This is a genomic window from Parafannyhessea sp. LCP19S3_B1 (assembly GCF_052121955.1).
Taxonomy (GTDB): domain Bacteria; phylum Actinomycetota; class Coriobacteriia; order Coriobacteriales; family Atopobiaceae; genus Parafannyhessea.
On record NZ_JBQKDH010000011.1, the window covers coordinates 70,251 to 87,291 of the forward strand.

A 17,041-nucleotide genomic window follows, 5' to 3' on the forward strand; every position below is an offset into this window, starting at 1 on the left:
GCTAGTCGCGCGGGGCGTCCATCCGCACGTCCGCCACGGGCGGCACGCTGGCCTCCCCGCCGTCGTCGTACGGGAACGTGGGCGCAAAGCCGTCCAGGAACTTGCCGGCCGAGAACGCCTCCGGGATGCGCACGGGGTAGCGGCCGGTGTAGCACGCGTCGCAGTAGCCGCACTCCGGCACGCAGCGCCTGAGCCCCTCGAGCGAGAGGAACGCCAGGCTGTCCGCGCCGATGTAGTCGCGCACCTCGTCCACGCCCTTGTTTGCGCTGATGAGCTGTCGCTGCACGTCCGTGTCGATGCCATAGAAGCACGGCCACACGACCTCGGGGCAGTTGATGCGCACGTGGACCTCCGTGGCGCCCGCCTCCTTGAGCATGCGGACGATCTGCTTGGACGTGGTGCCGCGCACGATGGAGTCGTCCACCATCACCACGCGGCGACCGGCCACGTTGTCCGAAAGCGCGTTCAGCTTCATGCGGACGCCCATCTCGCGCATCTCCTGCGTGGGCTGGATGAACGTGCGCGCGACGTAGCGGTTCTTGATGAGGCCCTCGCCGAACGGGATGCCGCTCTGCGACGCGAAGCCCTCCGCCGGCGGCATGCCGGAGTCCGGCACGCCGATCACGAGGTCCGCGTCGACCGGGGCCTCGCGCGCCAGCTGGCGGCCCATCTCGTAGCGCATGGAGTACACGGAGCGGCCGCGCACCACGGTGTCGGGGCGCGAGAAGTACACGTCCTCGAAGATGCACTGCGCCTCGTGGCGCGGCTCGATCCCCTGCTCGGAGAGGATGCCGCCGTCGGATATGCGCACGATCTCGCCGGGGCGCACCTCGCGCACGAACGTCGCGCCCACGATGTCGAGGGCGCACGTCTCGCTCGCGACGACCCAGCCCTCCGTGCCGAGCGCGCCGATGACCAGCGGGCGGATTCCGTTGGGGTCGCGGAACGCGTACAGCGCGTTCTCGCGCAGCAACACCATGGCGTAGCCGCCCTCGATCATCTGCATGGCGTGGCGGATGCCCACGCGCAGGTGGCCGGACTTCTTCGTGAAGTAGCCAATGAGCTCGCACGCGACCTCGGAGTCGGTCTCGGAGCGGAACGGCACGCCCATCTGCACCAGCTCGCGGCGGACGCCCGACGTGTTCACGAGCGTGCCGTTGTGCGCGAGCGCGATCGTGACGTCGTCTATGAGCGAGAAGTGCGGCTGCGCGGCGTCGAAGCCGCCTCCGCCCGCCGTGCCGTAGCGCACGTGGCCGATGGCGGCCTTGCCGGAGAGCGCGGAGAGGTCCGCGTCCGTGAACACCTGGCTCACGAGGCCGCGGTCCTTGCGCACGAGCACCGACTTCCCGTTGCCGACGGCGATGCCCGCGGACTCCTGCCCCCTGTGCTGCAGGGCGTGCAGGCCGAAGTACGTGATCCTCGCGACGTCGCGGCCGGGCGCCCACACGCCGAACACGCCGCACTCGTCGTGGAGCGAGTCGTCCTCCCCCACGGTCGCCCGCAGGCCAAAGCGCTCGTCATAACCCATGTCGATGGTCCCCCTCTGCCGCGCGTGCGCGCGTCCCGTGTGCCGGCGCATCGCCGTGCCCTGCCACGATTACTAGCACAGATTAGCGCTTTGCAGTCCCGGGCGCCGCGGCGCCTGCGCGCGGGTAACAAAAAAGCAGCAGACGCCCGAAGGCGCCCGGGCCCGCGCCTAGCGCAGCTGGTCCAAGAGCGGGCCGCCCTCGCCCAGGCGCCAGTGCGTCCAGCCGTTCAGCCCCGTCTCGTGCGCGCCGACGGAGCCGAGGAAGCGCTCGTAGGCGGCGGTGGGCTCGTCGAACGTCTCGCCGGTGGCGAGCATGATCCTGCCCGTGGACGTGACGGTCGCGCGTCCCGGGTACATGGGGCTCGCGCTCACGAGCACGTCGTCCATCTGCACGACGCCGGCGTCCACCAGGTCCTGCCACGTGACGGTCTTCACCTGCGCCGCGCGGCGCGACGGCCTGAACGCCTCGAGCGCGGCCGCGTCCATGCGCGGCAGCGGCCACGCGCCCACGGCGACGTCCGCGAGGGCGCGGCCGCGGGCCTCTATCTGCGCGGGGCCCCACGACTTCGCGGCGAGCACGTCGCGGCAGAGCGGCACGTCCACGGGACGCCCCTCACCGTCGCGCGCGAGGCGCCCCTGCTTCTGCGCGAGGGTGCCGTCCTGCAGGTCGTACGGGTACGCGGAAGGCGCGAGGTTGCCGAGCGCGTTCACGCCGCGCTCGAACGCGAGCCTGGCGCCTTGCCCCAGCGCCTGCGCCCATGCGGGGTCCGCAAGCGCGCCCACGGGCATGACGTGCTCCACGCCCCAGCCCTCCGGCAGCGCGGAGGCGTCCGCGGCAGATCCCGGCACGCCCGCCTGCGCGGCGGCTGCGGCCGAGTCCGTCGCCGCGCCGTCCGAGCCGTCGCCCGCGGCGAGGTGCGCGTTCAGGCGCGCGAGCAGGAACGGCGCCTGCGCGAAGCCGAAGCAGTCGCGCGTGAGGAGGGCGCGGCGGAACTCGTCGTCCGTGGGGAAGCGGCGCGGGGTGCCCTCCTCCACAAGGAAGAGCGCCACGTAGGACTCGTAGTACTTCTCGCCCGCGCTGCGCACCGCCGCGAGCTTGGCCACGAGGTGGCGCAGAAAGTGCTCCTGCGCGCTGCCCTCGCAGTCGCACACCGCGCGACGCAGCAGGTACGACTCGAGCACGCCGAGCATGTCCGCCAGCTGCTCGCGCGTGCACTCGCGGCGGCGGCAGCTGCGGAAGAGCTCCAGCACGAGCGGGCGCGCCGCGGCGCCGCCGAGGCGCGCGACGGCCGCCAGGTGGAACGACGTCCTCCTGGCCACGGGGTCCGCGGCGTCCGCGCCGGAAAGGCCGCCGCGCACCGCGTCCACGTAGTAGCCGGCGAAGTCCTTCAGCCGAAGGCAGAGGAAGCCCATGCGGTCGTTCGCGTCGTACGCGTTCGCGCTGACGTAGCGCTTGAACACCTGGTACAGGTCCGCGTCGCCCAGGCGCTCCGGCGCGTAGGCCATCTGGAAGAAGCAGCGGACGAAGTCGTCGAACGCACCCTCGTCGCCCAGCGGCGCCAGCACGTCCTCGAGCGGCCTCCAGTACGTCTGGTACGCCTGGGCCTGGCGGTCCAGCGGGTACTTCATGAGCACGAAGTTGCGGATGAGGTCCGCAGCGCTGAGGTCCTTGCCGGTCGAGTTCATGGACTCGAAGATGAGCTGCGCGTTGTCGCGCCCCTGCGCCATGGTCACGGACACGACCTCCAGGCGGCGCAGCCCCTCCCACACGAGCGCGACGTCCGCGAGCGCGTCCAGCCGCCGCTCGAAGAGCGCGAGGTTGTCCAGGATCCTGGACGGCCCCTCCGGAGCGGGTCGCGACGGATCCTCCAGGTGGTCGACCACGGCGCGGAACGTCGCGCGGTCGCCCTTGGAAAGCGTGAGCTTGTAGTGGTCGTCGCCAGAGCGGAACGGGTTCGTGAGGTAGCCGCTCATCAGGATCTCCTGGCGCGAGAACGGCAGGCGCTCCGCCTCGTGCGCGTCCGCGTAGCGCGCGAGCGCCACCAGCAGCAGCGCGATGGTGGTGATGCGCTGCTGGCCGTCGATCACGGCGAGCGCCGCGACGCCCTGCGGCGAGGCGGTGCCATCCTGCATGGTGACGATGGAGCCCGTGAAGTGCGTCTGCTCGCGCGAGCGCCCGCACGCCAGGATGTCGTCCCACAGCTGGAGGCACTGCTCCTCTCCCCACGAGTACGGCCTCTGGTACACCGGCACCACGTACCGGACGTTCATCTCGCTGATGAGCCCCATGACCCTGCGTACGCCTGCGTCCATGCTGCGCTTTCCCTCCCGCCGCCGCGCCGGGCGGTGCCGGCGGCCCGTGGCGTCCCGAATGGCCTCACTAACTGACAGAAGCTGCTCTTGTCAGTTAGTGGTGCCGCGGTGGGCTCACCAACTGACAGAAGCATGCGATGGAGGCGTGTTCTGTCAGATAGTGGCGCCATGGCCGGCTCACTAACTGACAGAATCGCCTCCTGTCAGAAAGTGGTAAGCCCGGAAGCCTCACTAACTGACAGGATCGCCTCCTGTCAGAAAGTGGTGCCGCGGCGACCCCACCAACTGACAGAAATAGCTCCCGTCAGATAGTGGTACCACTATCTGACGGGAGCGAGCAATTCCGTAGTGCGAGGCACCACAATCTGACAGCTTCCGCGCATCGCGACAGCTTCCGCGCATCGCAGGCGCCGCGCGGGCGCGTCGAGCGCTACTGCTGCGCGCGCTTCGCGTGGGCGCGGGCCGTCGCGAGGCCGCGCGCGATGCCGCCGTGCGAGGGGGCGGAGTACGCGGGCACGCCCGCCGCGGCGTCCCTGGCCTCGGACCCGCCGTCCGCAAGCGAGCTCAGGAGCACGGCCGCCAGGATGAGCGCGCAGCCCAGGTAGCACTGGGGCGCCATGACCTCTCCCAGGAACACGAACGAGAGCACCGCGGAGGACACGGACTCGAGCGAGAACAGCAGCCCCGCGTGCGTCGCGGTGGTGCGGCTCTGCGCCACCGGCTGCATCGCGAAGCCAAACGCGCTGCACACGAGGGCGAGGCCGAGCACGGCGCCCCACTCCGCGCTCGACTGCGGAAGCACCGGCCCCTCGAACGCGAGGTTGAACGCGGCGCCGAACACGGCCGCAAAGCCCAGCTGGCAGATGCCCAGCAGCAGCGCGTCGTCGGAGCGCGAGAACGTGTCCGTCGCCACGATCTGCAGCGCGTACACCGCAGAGCCCGCCAGACACAGCCCGGCGCCGCCGCCCAGGGAGACCGGCCCGCTCAGCGTCAGCAGCGCAAGCCCCGCGACGCAGATCCCGATGCCCGCGAGCGTGGCGCGGCTGGGCGCCCTGCGCGTTGCCACCGCGACGATAAGCGGCACGAAGATGACCTTTGCGCTGGTAAGGAAGCCGGCGGTCGAGGCGGGCGTCGTCTTCAGGCCGTACATCAGCAGCCCGAAGAACACGCACAGCAGCAGCCCGAGCACGGCGCCGCGCGCCACGACGGAGGCCGTCATCTCGCGCAGCCTCTTGCGGAAGATGACCGCGACCGCGACGAACGCGATGCCAAAGCGCAGCGCCACCATGCCAAACGGCGGGATGGAAGAGAGCCCCACCTGCATCATGAGGTAGGAGCTGCCCCACGCGCACGCGATGACCGCGATCATGAGGTCCGCCTGCCTCTGCGTCCAGCCTGCGCCGACGCCCGCCCTGCGCGCAACTTCCATCAAGCTCTCCGTCCCGTGAGCATGCCCGCCAAAAATGTTCCGCGAACAGTTTTACGCGCCTCCCAGCCATTTGTTAACTTCATCTTTGTACTTGCATCCATTACACTGTGTACTGGTTATGCCGCCGGCGCGCCCCTGGGCGAGAAGGACGCGCGCACCCGCCCGCGGCATGCCCTCATACCAGGAAAAACGTAACCGGAGGCACGCATGGCCGCAGGCATGGAGCGCTACCAGATCTTCTTGAGGGTCGTCGAGCTCGGCAACATCACGCGCGCGGCGGAGTCGCTCAGCTACACGCAGTCCGGCGTGAGCCACGCCGTCCGCGCGCTTGAGCAGGAGTGCGGCGTCGCGCTGCTCACGCGCGGCAAGGCGGGCGTCGCCCTCACGGAGAACGGCCGGCTGCTGCTGCCGCGCATCCAGGCGCTCGTAAACCAGCAGCGCGCGCTCGAGCAGGCCATACACGAGGTCAACCACGTGGTCGCCGGCGCGCTGCGCATCGGCACGTTCACGTCCGTCTCCACGCAGTGGCTGCCCGGCATGATCGAGCGATTCCAGAGGAGCTATCCCCAGGTGGAGTTCCAGATCTACGCCGGCGGCTACGAGGACATCGCGGAGCGCGTCCAGGAGGGCCGCGCGGACCTGGGCTTCCTCACGTCCGTGGTGCGCAGCCCGCAGCTCTGCTTCCACGCGCTGCGCCGCGACCAGATGATGGCCATCCTCCCGCGCGACCACCCGCTCGCCGCGCGCCGGCGCGTGAGCGTGGGGCAGGTGGCCCGCGAGGAGCTGGTCATGCCCCTGCGCGGATCCGAGCAGGACATCCGCGCGGCGCTCGCGGATTCGCCGAGCCCGCTCAACGTGCGCTACGCCCTGAACGACGACTTCTCGGCCCTCGCCATGGTGGAGCACGGCTTTGGCGTCTCGGTCATGCCGGAGCTGATCCTGCGCAACTCCGCCTTCGACGTGGAGGTCAGGCCCTTCTCGCCCGCGCGCTGGCGCACCATCGGCATCGCGACCCTGGACCCGGCCGGCCTCACGGCGGTGGCGCGAACGTTCGTCGGGTTCCTGACGAGCCCGGACAACGCGGACCTGTTGCAGTAGGCGCGCGGCCTAGCCGCCGGCGACCTCGAACGTGACGCCGTCCAGGTTCTTCACGTGCACGCGAATGAGCGCGCGCAGGCGCGACCTCTGCGTGGCGTCAAGCGGCGCGCTCGTCCTCACCGTGGCGACCACGCGGCGCGTGGCCGTCGCGTGGCCGGCCTCGGCAACGTACTCCGTGCCCACGCGGTACTCCACGAGCGACGGGCACACGGCGGAAAGCTCGCGCGTCGTCAGGTCTACCTGGTACTCGTCCGCGCTCTGCGCGCCCGCGGCGCCGGGGCCCGCCGCCTGGCGCACCATGTCGGCCGTCGCGAGCACGCACGGGATCATGAACACGATGGTCGCCACCAGGATGAAGCGCTTCATGCGGCGCGAGAGCCGCTCCTCCGCGACCTCCTCCTCAAGGGCGACCACGCCGTCCGGGCCCACCTCGCGGTGCAGCGGCACGCGCAGGATGAGAAGGACGATCTCTGCCGCCAGCGCTATGAACACCACGTTCAGCGCGAACTCGTAGAACGCGCTCGCGAAGCGCGCCGGGTCGCGCGCGGCGATGCCGTAGCCCGCGGCGCACAGCGGCGGCATGAGGGCCGTGGCCACGGCGACGCCCGCGATGAGGGTGGACGGCTCCTGCCTGCGCGAGTTGCCCAGGCCGCCCGCGAAGCCGCCCGCAAGCGCCACCAGGATGTCCCACACCGTGGGGTTGGAGTTCGCGAGCAGCTCGTTCGTGACGCCGCTCAGGGGCGACAGCACGAAGTACAGGGTGGACGTGGCAAGGCAGATGCAGACCTGGACGAGGAGACCCACGATCGCGTCGCGCAGCAGGCGCACGTCCGCCGTGGCCACGGAGTACGAGATGGCGAGCACGGAGCCCATGAGCGGGCAGATGAGCATGGCTCCCACGATGCACTCCGTCGAGTCCGTGTTCAGGCCGATGGACGCTATGAGCATCGCCACGATGAGGATGCACAGGTGCGTGCCGTTGAGCTTGGAGCCGTTTACGAAGCGCCGGCGGATGTCCTGGTAGCTGGCGCGCCCCGCCCGCAGGTTGAACACGCTGGACAGCGCCCGCGCAAGCGGGTTTGCCCCATGCGCGGCGCGACGGCGCGCGGCGGATGCGCCCGCACGCGACTTGCCCGCGACTCCCGGCCCCGCCGACGGACCGCCCGACCCGACCTCGCCCATGCCTCGCCTCCATCGCCTCGGCGCGCAGGCGTCCGCGCGCCGCCATGTTCGTGGTCGAGGTGATTCTATCCCGTATGGCGCGGCCTAAACCGCGGGGGCCGTCCCCCTTGCCCGCGAGGGCCGTCCGCGGCGCGGCCGATGCCGCCCGTGGCCGCACGCTGCGTTGCACCTGCAACGGAATGGCTGCCGTCGGCGTCCTACACTGGGTGCCGCGGGCGCGTGCCCGCAGGCGGCGCGGGCACAGGGCGGCCCGCAAAACAATTGCGAGAAGGACGGTGCGGGGGCACATGCGGCAGGAAGACGAGCGGCGGGCACAGGGCGATCCGGGCGAGGGCGACCAGAGGTTCGAGCGTATATTCGAGGCGATCAAGGCGGACCCGCAGAACGAGGCGTACACGCGGGCGGGGATCGACCCGCTGTACACGGCGAGCGCGACCTCGCGCATCGTGATCATTGGGCAGGCGCCCGGACGGGTGGCGCAGGACACGCGGATCCCGTGGAACGACAAGAGCGGCGAGCGCCTGCGCGACTGGCTGGGGATGGACGCGCGGACGTTCTACGACCCGGCGAGGGTGTCGATCATGCCGATGGACTTCTACTTTCCCGGCAAGGGCAAAAGCGGCGACCTGCCGCCGCGCAGGGGCTTTGCTCAGAAGTGGCACCCGCGGCTTCTGGAGCTGATGCCGGACGTGCGGCTGACCGTGCTGATTGGCTCGTACGCCACGAGGCGCTACCTGGGGCTGAAGAGCTCCGCGAAGCTGACGGACGTCGTGCGCGACTACCGGCTGTACCTGCCGGAGCGCTTTCCGCTGGTGCACCCCTCACCCCGGAACCAGATCTGGATGAAGAGGAACCCGTGGTTCGAGGAGGACGTGGTGCCGGAGCTGCGCCGCCGCGTGGCGGAGGCCCTGGCCGGGTAAGGCGGCCTTGGGCCGGGACGCCAAGGGCTAGAGGGACGTGCGCAGGAGGTCCAGAAGCCCCTCGTCGGAACGGACCTCCGCGTCCGGCCGCACGCGGGCGTCCCCTGGCACGGCGCGGCGCCTGCGGTTGAGCCACACCACGCGCATTCCGGCCGCGCGTGCGCCCACCACGTCCGTCTGGAACGCGTCGCCCACGTACAGCGACTGCGCCGCGCGGGCGCCCATGGCGGAAAGCGCCGCGCGGAAGATGGCGGGGTCCGGCTTCGCCACGCCGAGCGCGTCCGAGACAAACACGTGCTCCGGCCGTATCCACCTGCCCAGGCCGAGCGCTCGCCACTTGTCCATCTGCCGGTCCGGCGTGCCGTTCGTGACGACACCCACGCCGCAACGCGCGTGCGCAAGGCACCAGTCAAGCGCGGACGCCATCGCTGGGGAAAGCACCATGCCCGCGTCGTCGCGCGCGGTGTAGGCGCGCTGCAGCCTGAGGGCGCACGCATCGTCCACGCGCACGCCAAACTCCGCCATGGTGCGCTGCATGCGCCGCACGTACATGGCGTCCGTCGGGCGCTCGCCGGCCGCGTACGCCGCGAACACCTCGCCGGAGTGGCGGCGGCTCGCAAGGTACAGGCCCTCGGCCGTGGCGCCCGGCACCTCTCCCAGCACCCTGCGCACGGCGCGCGCGAAGGGCAGCGCCTGGTCGTACAGGGTGTCGTCCATGTCAAACAGAATCGCGTCCATGCGCCCACTGTAGCGCGTGGCGGCGCGCCCGCGCAAGAGCCCAACACGGCCCCAAACGCCGCCGAGAAGGCCCGGGCGACGCAGCGGCGACATGCGGCATTTCTGGCCGGCGGCACGCGCTACGCACAGGGGCAAACAGCCACCAGACAACCCCAAGACGCCTCTGGTGCGCCGCCATTAAGTACAATGGAGGGGATGCGAGCGGCCGTCCCACGGCAGGTGCCGGGCGCGTTTGGCCGCCAGAACCGTTGATCCGGATAAGGGGAATGCACATGGCTACCAAGAAGAGGACCTCCTCCACAGCAAAGTCAGCCTCAAAGGCGTCGCCCAAGACCGCCGCGAAGCCGGCATCCAAGGCATCGGCGCCCGCGCCGGCGCCAAAGGCGACCGAGGAGCCCAAGGCCGCCACGAAGCCGGCGGCGAAGGCCACCGCAACCCCGAAGCCCGCATCCCCCAAGCCCGCTGCGAAGCCTGCGGCCAAACCGGCAGCCCCCAAGTCCGCGGCAAAGGTGACTCCCGCGGCGAAGGCACCTGTGAAGGTGGATCCCAAGCCGGCCGTAAAGCCCGCGGGCGAGAAGAGCGAGGTAAAGTCGGCCGAGAAGGCACCCGCGAAGTCCGAGGCAAAGAGCACCCCGAAGGCCGCGGCGAAGCCGGTCGCAAAGCCTGCGGCGAAGCCGGCCGTAAAGCCCGCTGCCAAGGCCGAGCCCGTCGCCGCCTCAAAGCCGAAGCCGAAGACGGAGCCCAAGCCGGCCGCAAAGCCCGCTGCCGCGAAGGTTGAGCAGAAGGCGAAGCCGGCCGAGAAGGCGCCTGCAAAAGCCGAGGCAAAGCCCGCAGCAAAGGCCGAGCCCAAGCCTGCGGCGAAGCCGGCCGCAAAGCCCGCTGCCGCGAAGGTCGAGCAGAAGGCGAAGCCGGCCGAGAAGGCGCCTGCAAAAGCCGAGGCAAAGCCCGCAGCAAAGGCCGCGCCCAAGACCGAGGCCAAGCCGGAGCCGAAGGCAGAGCCCAAGGCCGCGGCCAAGCCGGAGCCGAAGGCCGCACCGGCACCAAAGCCGGAGCCCGCTCCTCTCCCCCAGCCGCGCCGCTCCATCGCCTTCATAGGGTCCGAGTGCTACCCGTTCGTGAAGACGGGCGGCCTGGGCGACGTCATGTACGCGCTGCCGAAGGCCCTCGTGAAGCAGAACTGCGACGTTAAGGTCATCCTGCCGCGCTACGCCTGCATCAAGCAGGAGTGGCAGGAGAAGATGGTGTACCGCGGGGCGTTCGACATGGACCTTTGCTCCGACGGGCGCAGCTTCTACGTGGGCATCATGGAGTACGTGGACGAGTCCGGCGTGGTGTACGACTTCATCGACAACCAGGACTTCTTCAGCTATGGCAACCCGTACACCAACCTGGTGGACGACATCCCCAGGTTCTGCTACTTCAGCAAGGCCGCGCTCGCCGCGCTCAACTTCCTGGACTGGACGCCCGACGTAATCCACTGCCACGACTGGCAGGCGGGGCTCGTGCCGCTGTTCCTGAAGACCATGTTCCAGAACACGGAGCTCGGCCGCTCCAAGGTGGTCCTCACCATCCACAACCTGCGCTTCCAGGGCAAGTACAACATCCCCACCATCAAGTACTGGACGAACCTGCCCGACTACGTCTTCAACGAGGGCGCGCTGCAGCAGGACTGGACCGAGGCGAACATCCTGAAGGGCGGCCTGGCGTACGCGGACATGATATCGACCGTGAGCGGCACCTACGCGCAAGAGATCCAGAGCCCGGAGTACGGCGAGGGGCTGGACGCGCACCTTCGCTACCACTCCTGGAAGCTGCGCGGCATCGTGAACGGCATCGACGTGGACATCTGGGACCCGGCGCGCGACAAGTTCATCGCCACGCCGTACGACGTCGAGGACGTTATCCAGAAGAAGCGCGAGGACAAGCGCGCCCTGCAGGAGGAGCTTGGCCTGGAGGTGGACGACGGCAAGATGATCCTTGGCCTGATATCGCGCCTGACCGACCAGAAGGGCCTGGACCTGGTGAACGCCGTCATCCCCGGCCTCGTTGACGGCAACACGCAGATCGTGCTTCTGGGCACCGGCGACGCGCAGTACGAGGACTCGTTCCGCTACTACGAGAACGCGTACAAGGGCACCGTCTGCTCGAACATCATGTACGACGAGGCGCGCTCGCACCAGATCTACGCCGGCGTCGACGCGCTCATGGTACCGTCGCGCTTCGAGCCCTGCGGCCTGACGCAGCTCATCGCCATGCGCTACGGCACCATCCCCATCGTGCGCGAGACCGGCGGCCTGAAGGACACGGTCGAGCCGTACAACAAGTTCAGCAACCAGGGCAACGGCTTCACGTTCGACCGCTACGACGCCGGCCTGCTGTACGACGCCATCAACCGCGCGAAGACGCTGTTCTTCACGAACCGCTTCTGCTGGGACGAGATGGTCCAGCGTGACATGGCGAAGGACGTGAGCTGGGAGAGGTCCGCGAGGCAGTACCGCGACCTGTATCTCGAGCTGACGCAGTAGCCGCGGCGCGACCGCACGCGGCCCCACGGCGGGCCCGCACCCGACAGAGGGCCCACGGCATCACATGGCCCGGCCCCCGCGACGCGAAAGCCACCGCGGGGGGCCGGGCCTCGCCTTGCGCGGGGCGAGAAGGGCGTGGCCTACGCGGATGCCGGCGCGTCGGGACGGCCGTCCTTCTCGCCCGCAGGCGCTGCGTTTGTAGGCGATCCGTCCGCAGGCGCTGCGTCACGCTCGCCCGGCACCACGACGGCGCCCGTGCCCTCGAGGAGCGCCAGGCAGTCCGGGTAGGTGAAGCGCGCGCCCTGCACGCGGTTGCGCAGGAGGCTCAGGCGGTAGCCGCGGGCGCCCGTGAGGTTTGCCCGCTGCATGCGGCAGTCCGCAAAGCAGGTGCCGGAAAGGTCGCAGCCGCGCAGGTCGCAGTCGCGCAGGTCGCACGCGTCAAAGCGGCTGTTGCGCACGCTGCTGCCCGCGAAGGTGCCCCCGCGCAGGTTGAGCCCGTCGAACGCGTTTCGCTCCAGGCGGCACGAGCGCACGCCGGAAAGCGCGGAGCCGCCGCGGTCCTCCGGCCACCAGAGCGCCCAGTCCACGCCGGAAAGCTCGCAGTCCTCGAAGTCGCACGCGCGCAGGAAGCTGTTCTGTGCGCGCGGGTCCGCTATGCGGCATCCCACGAAGCTGCACTCCTCGAACGTGCAGCCCCCAAACGAGCACCCGTCCGCGACGCAGCCCACGAACTCGCAGCGCAGGAAGCGCTCGTGCGCCACGATCTGCCCCACGAGCTCCACGCCCTGAAAGCGCCTCTCGTCCACGACCTTTTCCCTCATATAACCCCTGGCTGCCAGATTCCTGCAAACGCTGGAAACTATAGCCCATGTCCGCGGCGCGCGCCACGCGGCACCACCGCCGTGCCCGGGCGCGTGCGCACAATGTGGAGCCGCGCCTTCCCAAGGCCCGCCGTCAGGTTTTTGGCCCACGCTCGTGTTGTAGGCGAGCGCTCACAAACGGAAAAGAGGACATCATGCCTAGAACAAGAGGCCGCGAGGAGGAGGTGCAGCGGGAGGCCCGGCGCCTCGTGGAGACGTACGGCAACCTCGCAATGCGGCTTGCCTACACATACCTTGGCTCGCGGCAGGACGCGGAGGACGTGAGCCAGGACGTGCTCTGCAAGCTCATCTGCAGGCGTCGGCCGTTCGAGAGCCCGGAGCACGAGAGGGCGTGGGTCATCCGCTGCACCGCGAACGCCTGCAAGGACGAGCTCCGCAGCGCGGCCAGGAGCCGCAACGTCGCCCTGACGGCGGCGGGCGAGGTCGCGGACCAGTCCGCCCAGGTGGAGGACCTGGTGGAGAAGAGCGAGCTTCCCGGGCGGGTGACCGCCGCGGTGATGCGCCTTTCTCCCCCGTACCGCGAGGCGGTGTACCTGTACTACTACGAGGGGATGAGCATCAGGCAGATAGCGCGGGCCACGGGGGCGACGGAGGCCGCCATCACGAAGAGGCTGAGCCGCGCCCGCGCGGAGCTGCGCAAGAGCTTGGAGGAGAAGAGCGATGGAAACCACGATGAGGGCGTATCGGGACGAGATGGATCGGGTCTCTCTTTCTTCCAAAAGGATGAGCCAGATGGCCCAGGCCGTGGCCTCGGCCGCGCTGTCTGCGACTGACGCCGCGCAGGGCGAGAGGGGCGGCGCGTGTCGCCCGGGCGTCCGCGGCAGGGCGGCGGGCGTGCGCAGGCGCCCGAGGTTTGCCGTCGCTGCCGTGGCCGCCGGCCTCGCGCTTGCCGTGGGCATGGGCGGCTACGCTTACGCGAGCGGCCAGCTGGTGAGCGTGGCAAGCGCCTTCGACGACGTGTTCCTGGGGTCGACGGCGCCGACCAAGGTGAGGAACAAGGTCGGGCGCCCGGTGGACGCGGTCGCCACGAGCGACGGCGTGACCATCAGCGCGGACGCCATCATGGGAGACGAGCACAACTACGCCGTGGTGTACAGTATCCGCCGTGCGGACGGCAAGCCCCTGGGCAAGGTCGCGACGAACGCGAACGGCACGCTCACGATCGACGGCAAGACTCCGAACGCGGACTTCGACCAGAGCGTGGACGGCACATCCGGCGCGGGCGGAGAGAGCTACTTCTACGACGCGGACCCCAGCGACAACGCGATCCAGATGGTCACGAAGATGACGACAGACGCAAACGTGATCGGCGCCACCATGAGGACGAGCTTCAGGGGCATCACCCTGCAGGACAAGGGCTACCACGACGCAGGCACCATCGCCACGGGCAGCTGGAACCTGAAGTTTAAGCTCAACTACGAGAGCGACTCCGTGAGCCTGAAGCCCACGGGCAGCCTCGAGGTCGCCGGGACCAGCGGCAGCGTGCAGGGCGTGAGCGTATCGCCCGTCGGCGTCACGATCGACTACACCGTGAACGGCACCGAGAAGGCGCCCGCGAGCGGCAGGTGGTCGCCGAAGTACCTTGACCTGGGCGACATCACCGTCACGATGAGGGACGGCACCACCATGACCGTGCCCACCGGCGCCGCGAGCTCGAGCGAGAAGGACGGGAAGACCGTGGTGAGCATGGGCTCCTTCTTCGACCGCGTGGTCGACCCGAGCGACGTCGCGTCCATAAGCTTCGCTGGCGTCACCGCGACGGCGTAGTGAGCGAGGAGGCGGCACTTCTCGCCCAGGGGGCGTGAATGTAGGACAGAGCACGGACAAGGCCCCGTCGGACGTTCCGGCGGGGCTTTCTTGTGCCGCGCGCGATTGCGCCGCGGGGATGTAGACTGTCTGGAGGAGGGCGCCACCGCCGGCGCACCCACGCGCAAGGTGTTGCGCGGGCGGCGCTACAGCTGGGCGTCGACGTGCTGGGCGAGCATCTCCTTCGGCATGCCACCCACCAGCCGGTCGACGACCTTGCCGTCCTTGATGATGAAGAAGCTGGGGATGCTCATCACGTCAAAGGCAGACGCAAGCTCCGGCTGCTCGTCGGAGTTGACCTTGCCCACCTTGAGGCGGCCGTCGTACTCTTTCGCGAGCTGCTCCACCACCGGCATCATCGCGCGGCAGGGCCCGCACCAGTCCGCATAGAAGTCCACCAGCACGGGGACGTCGCTCCCAAGCACCTCCGACTCGAAGTTCTCCTTCGTGAACCTGTACTCCATGGTTGCTCCTCTCTTGTTGGCGCCTTGCGCCTTGGTCGTTGACACCACTGTACGTGGTATGTTTTCCTGAGCAAGTACGCAGTTTGGATATACGTGGTAAGGAAAGACTGACCATGGCAGCCACCAGCAAGAATGCTGCTCGCACGACCACGGCGGCACATGCGAAGAATCCGTCGCCCTGCCTGGCGAGCGCGGACCCCAGCGTCACCGGGTCTGGCTGCGCGCTGCGGCGCGTGCTGGACGCGGTGGGAGGCAAGTGGAAGATCCTGCTGATCGTGGCGCTGTCGCAGGCGGACGAGCTGCGCTACGGCGAGCTGCGCCGCCTGGTGTTTGGCATCACCAACACCATGCTGGCGGCCTCGCTCAGGGAGCTGGAGGCCGACGGCCTGGTGCTGCGCACGCAGTACGCCGAGATGCCGGTCCGCGTGGAGTACAGCCTGACGCCGCAGGCGCGCGAGCTGGTGCCCATACTGATGCAGCTGAGGGACTGGGGCGAGAAGAACCTGTAAACGCGGCGGAAGGCAGGTGCCAGACCGCGCCGACGGCCGGCGGCAATCGACCCGCGCCGCGGTGGGCGCGACAGCGCAGGCGTCAGCGCGGGCCGGCCCCGCCCCTGCCGCACCGCATGCGGGGCAGCAAGAACGCAAGCGCCACGGCGGTGCCCGCGGCCGCAAGCGCGCCTCCCACCATGCCCACGGATGCGACGCCCAGGCGCGCCACGGCAACGCCACCAAGGGCGGTGCCGCCCCCTATGCCCAGGTTGTACAGGCCGGAGTATATGGCCATGGCCACCGTGGCCTCCTCCGGGCGCGCGAAGTCTATGAGCACCGCCTGGAACGCGATGCCGTAGCCCATCTGGCACGCGCCCCACGCCACGAGCGCCGCGACCATGCCCACCGGCGACGCGGCAGCAGGCAGCAGCAAGAACAGCACGGCGGACTCGCCCAGAAGGCTCGCCGCCAGGAAGACGCGTCGGTTGCCGTCGTACAGGCGCGAGAAGAGCACGCTTCCCAGCAGGCCCGCGCAGCCAAACGCGGAGAGCGCCAGCGTGACGCCGCGCGCGGGGAGTCCCGCCACGCGCAGCAGGAACGGCTCCACGTAGCTGTACGCCGCGAACTGACCGGCCGCCAGGAAGACCGTCACCACGTACAGCGCCACGAGAGACCCGTTGCGAAGGAGCCCCGGCAGCTGCCCCACGCGAAAGCGCTCCCCCGGCCCCATGGACGGAAAGACGAGCGCAAGGTATGCGAGCGTGGCGACCGCCGCCGCGCCCATGGCGGCAAACGTCATGCGCCAGCCCAGCGCGAGGCCGATGGCGCGCCCCAGCGGCATGCCCACGATCTGCGCGACGGAGCTGCCCGTGGCCACGAGGCCTATGGCCGCGGACGACGCGCGCGGGTCCACCACGCGCGCGGCCACCACCATCACCACGGCCCAGAACACGCTGTGCGCGGCGGCCACCACCAGGCGCGCCGCCACCAGCAGCCAGAACGTGGGCGCGGCGGCGCACAGGAACTGCCCGGCGGCGAACACCGCGAGCAACCCCAGCATGAGCCGCCTGAACCCCACGCGGGACGCGAGCACCATGAGCGGCAGCGACATGAGCATGACGCCCCACGCGTACACCGAGATCATGTGCGCGGCGCCCTCCTCCGCAAGCGAGAAGGACGCGCCGATGTCCGTGAGCAGCCCGATCGGGACGAACTCCGACGTGTTGAACACGAACGCCGCGACCGCGAGCCCCGCGAGCGCCAGCCACTGCCTGGGCTGGATCCGCCCGTCCTTCTCGTCCGCGGCGCCCTCCGCCCCTCCACGGGCGCCGCTCCTGCTAGATGCCGCCATCGCACTCCCCTCGCCTTCCGTAACGGACTGTCCAGTCTAGCCGTTCGGGGCGAGGCGCGGGCGGCGCAAGGCGGCGCGCACGGCGTCCGCGCGCGACATGGCAGGCGCGGGTGCCCGGTCGCCTGCCGTGCACCCGCGCCGCCTGTCGTCCGGGACCTACAGGCGTGCGCCCGGCACGCGCGCTGGGGGGCACCGGCGACGGGAGAGGAGAGTGATTCGTCGCCGTGCTCACGCGCCGGCCGCGGCCCTGGCCGTGGTCCCTCGTGAACCATTTCGGGGCGATACCCCGCAAACCCCCGCAGCCTAATACCTACT

The 17,041-nt window shown here is 69.9% G+C and carries 14 protein-coding genes; 6 read left to right on the plus strand and 8 right to left on the minus strand.

The window, feature by feature from the left end; genetic code table 11:
• Position 1: 1 nt before the first annotated feature.
• The 3 genes from purF to ACTQWE_RS07425 form a co-directional block, all read right to left on the minus strand.
• Positions 2–1,528: an amidophosphoribosyltransferase gene (gene purF, locus ACTQWE_RS07415; protein WP_441856212.1), complete on the minus strand. Its 1,527-nt coding sequence runs from the start codon at positions 1,526–1,528 to the stop codon at positions 2–4.
• A gap of 168 nt (positions 1,529–1,696) precedes the next feature.
• Positions 1,697–3,841 carry a GmrSD restriction endonuclease domain-containing protein gene (locus ACTQWE_RS07420; RefSeq protein WP_441856214.1) on the minus strand — a complete coding sequence of 715 codons (2,145 nt, stop codon included), beginning with the start codon at positions 3,839–3,841 and terminating at the stop codon, positions 1,697–1,699.
• A 430-nt stretch (positions 3,842–4,271) separates the two neighbouring features.
• Positions 4,272–5,270, minus strand: coding sequence for a DMT family transporter (locus ACTQWE_RS07425; RefSeq protein ID WP_441856216.1), 999 nt, complete (start codon positions 5,268–5,270; stop codon positions 4,272–4,274).
• A 207-nt stretch (positions 5,271–5,477) separates the two neighbouring features.
• Here ACTQWE_RS07425 and ACTQWE_RS07430 point away from each other — a divergent pair, with 207 nt between their 5' ends.
• On the plus strand, positions 5,478–6,368 hold the full coding sequence (locus ACTQWE_RS07430) for a LysR family transcriptional regulator (RefSeq protein ID WP_441856218.1): 891 nt from the start codon (positions 5,478–5,480) through the stop codon (positions 6,366–6,368).
• 9 nt (positions 6,369–6,377) lie between these two features.
• On the opposite strand, the gene ACTQWE_RS07435 is transcribed toward ACTQWE_RS07430, so the two are convergent.
• Positions 6,378–7,550 (minus strand): DUF389 domain-containing protein, encoded by a 1,173-nt coding sequence (locus ACTQWE_RS07435; RefSeq protein ID WP_441856220.1) that lies wholly within the window; start codon positions 7,548–7,550, stop codon positions 6,378–6,380.
• 287 nt (positions 7,551–7,837) lie between these two features.
• Here ACTQWE_RS07435 and ACTQWE_RS07440 point away from each other — a divergent pair, with 287 nt between their 5' ends.
• Entirely contained in the window at positions 7,838–8,470 is a 633-nt protein-coding gene (locus ACTQWE_RS07440; protein ID WP_441856222.1) for a uracil-DNA glycosylase family protein, read from the plus strand.
• A 27-nt stretch (positions 8,471–8,497) separates the two neighbouring features.
• On the opposite strand, the gene ACTQWE_RS07445 is transcribed toward ACTQWE_RS07440, so the two are convergent.
• The gene (locus ACTQWE_RS07445) at positions 8,498–9,208 is read right to left on the minus strand and encodes an HAD family hydrolase (protein WP_441856224.1); all 711 of its coding nucleotides are present in this window, start codon (positions 9,206–9,208) and stop codon (positions 8,498–8,500) included.
• A 272-nt stretch (positions 9,209–9,480) separates the two neighbouring features.
• On the opposite strand from ACTQWE_RS07445, the gene ACTQWE_RS07450 reads away from it, so the two are divergent.
• Positions 9,481–11,733 carry a glycogen synthase gene (locus tag ACTQWE_RS07450; RefSeq protein ID WP_441856226.1) on the plus strand — a complete coding sequence of 751 codons (2,253 nt, stop codon included), beginning with the start codon at positions 9,481–9,483 and terminating at the stop codon, positions 11,731–11,733.
• Positions 11,734–11,873: 140 nt separating this feature from the next.
• Here the strand turns inward: ACTQWE_RS07450 and ACTQWE_RS07455 are convergent, their stop codons facing one another.
• Positions 11,874–12,554, minus strand: coding sequence for a pentapeptide repeat-containing protein (locus ACTQWE_RS07455; RefSeq protein WP_441856228.1), 681 nt, complete (start codon positions 12,552–12,554; stop codon positions 11,874–11,876).
• Positions 12,555–12,748: 194 nt separating this feature from the next.
• On the opposite strand from ACTQWE_RS07455, the gene ACTQWE_RS07460 reads away from it, so the two are divergent.
• Both ACTQWE_RS07460 and ACTQWE_RS07465 read left to right on the plus strand, forming a co-directional pair.
• Positions 12,749–13,387: an RNA polymerase sigma factor gene (locus ACTQWE_RS07460; protein WP_441856230.1), complete on the plus strand. Its 639-nt coding sequence runs from the start codon at positions 12,749–12,751 to the stop codon at positions 13,385–13,387.
• Positions 13,347–14,381 (plus strand): DUF4179 domain-containing protein, encoded by a 1,035-nt coding sequence (locus ACTQWE_RS07465; protein ID WP_441856232.1) that lies wholly within the window; start codon positions 13,347–13,349, stop codon positions 14,379–14,381. Before ACTQWE_RS07460 ends, ACTQWE_RS07465 begins: the two co-directional genes overlap by 41 nt.
• Positions 14,382–14,566: 185 nt before the next feature.
• On the opposite strand, the gene trxA is transcribed toward ACTQWE_RS07465, so the two are convergent.
• Positions 14,567–14,884, minus strand: a complete 318-nt coding sequence (gene trxA, locus ACTQWE_RS07470) for a thioredoxin (protein WP_441856234.1) — start codon at positions 14,882–14,884, stop codon at positions 14,567–14,569.
• A 113-nt stretch (positions 14,885–14,997) separates the two neighbouring features.
• Here trxA and ACTQWE_RS07475 point away from each other — a divergent pair, with 113 nt between their 5' ends.
• Complete coding sequence (locus tag ACTQWE_RS07475; RefSeq protein WP_441856236.1) at positions 14,998–15,393, plus strand: winged helix-turn-helix transcriptional regulator; 396 nt, start codon at positions 14,998–15,000, stop codon at positions 15,391–15,393.
• A gap of 82 nt (positions 15,394–15,475) precedes the next feature.
• Here ACTQWE_RS07475 and ACTQWE_RS07480 read toward each other — a convergent pair whose 3' ends face one another.
• On the minus strand, positions 15,476–16,726 hold the full coding sequence (locus ACTQWE_RS07480; RefSeq protein ID WP_441856238.1) for an MFS transporter: 1,251 nt from the start codon (positions 16,724–16,726) through the stop codon (positions 15,476–15,478).
• Between the last annotated feature and the right edge of the window lie 315 nt (positions 16,727–17,041).

What these genes read in the sequence shown, in the direction of transcription:
- ACTQWE_RS07420 (WP_441856214.1), bottom strand. Translation starts at nt 3,841, where the DNA reads ATGGACGCAGGCGTACGCAGGGTCATGGGGCTCATCAGCGAGATGAAC.
- ACTQWE_RS07435 (WP_441856220.1), bottom strand. Translation starts at nt 7,550, where the DNA reads ATGGGCGAGGTCGGGTCGGGCGGTCCGTCGGCGGGGCCGGGAGTCGCG.
- ACTQWE_RS07480 (WP_441856238.1), bottom strand. Translation starts at nt 16,726, where the DNA reads ATGGCGGCATCTAGCAGGAGCGGCGCCCGTGGAGGGGCGGAGGGCGCC.
- ACTQWE_RS07430 (WP_441856218.1), top strand. Translation starts at nt 5,478, where the DNA reads ATGGCCGCAGGCATGGAGCGCTACCAGATCTTCTTGAGGGTCGTCGAG.
- ACTQWE_RS07440 (WP_441856222.1), top strand. Translation starts at nt 7,838, where the DNA reads ATGCGGCAGGAAGACGAGCGGCGGGCACAGGGCGATCCGGGCGAGGGC.
- purF (WP_441856212.1), bottom strand. Translation starts at nt 1,528, where the DNA reads ATGGGTTATGACGAGCGCTTTGGCCTGCGGGCGACCGTGGGGGAGGAC.
- trxA (WP_441856234.1), bottom strand. Translation starts at nt 14,884, where the DNA reads ATGGAGTACAGGTTCACGAAGGAGAACTTCGAGTCGGAGGTGCTTGGG.
- ACTQWE_RS07425 (WP_441856216.1), bottom strand. Translation starts at nt 5,270, where the DNA reads ATGGAAGTTGCGCGCAGGGCGGGCGTCGGCGCAGGCTGGACGCAGAGG.
- ACTQWE_RS07475 (WP_441856236.1), top strand. Translation starts at nt 14,998, where the DNA reads ATGGCAGCCACCAGCAAGAATGCTGCTCGCACGACCACGGCGGCACAT.
- ACTQWE_RS07455 (WP_441856228.1), bottom strand. Translation starts at nt 12,554, where the DNA reads ATGAGGGAAAAGGTCGTGGACGAGAGGCGCTTTCAGGGCGTGGAGCTC.
- ACTQWE_RS07450 (WP_441856226.1), top strand. Translation starts at nt 9,481, where the DNA reads ATGGCTACCAAGAAGAGGACCTCCTCCACAGCAAAGTCAGCCTCAAAG.
- ACTQWE_RS07445 (WP_441856224.1), bottom strand. Translation starts at nt 9,208, where the DNA reads ATGGACGCGATTCTGTTTGACATGGACGACACCCTGTACGACCAGGCG.
- ACTQWE_RS07465 (WP_441856232.1), top strand. Translation starts at nt 13,347, where the DNA reads ATGGCCCAGGCCGTGGCCTCGGCCGCGCTGTCTGCGACTGACGCCGCG.
- ACTQWE_RS07460 (WP_441856230.1), top strand. Translation starts at nt 12,749, where the DNA reads ATGCCTAGAACAAGAGGCCGCGAGGAGGAGGTGCAGCGGGAGGCCCGG.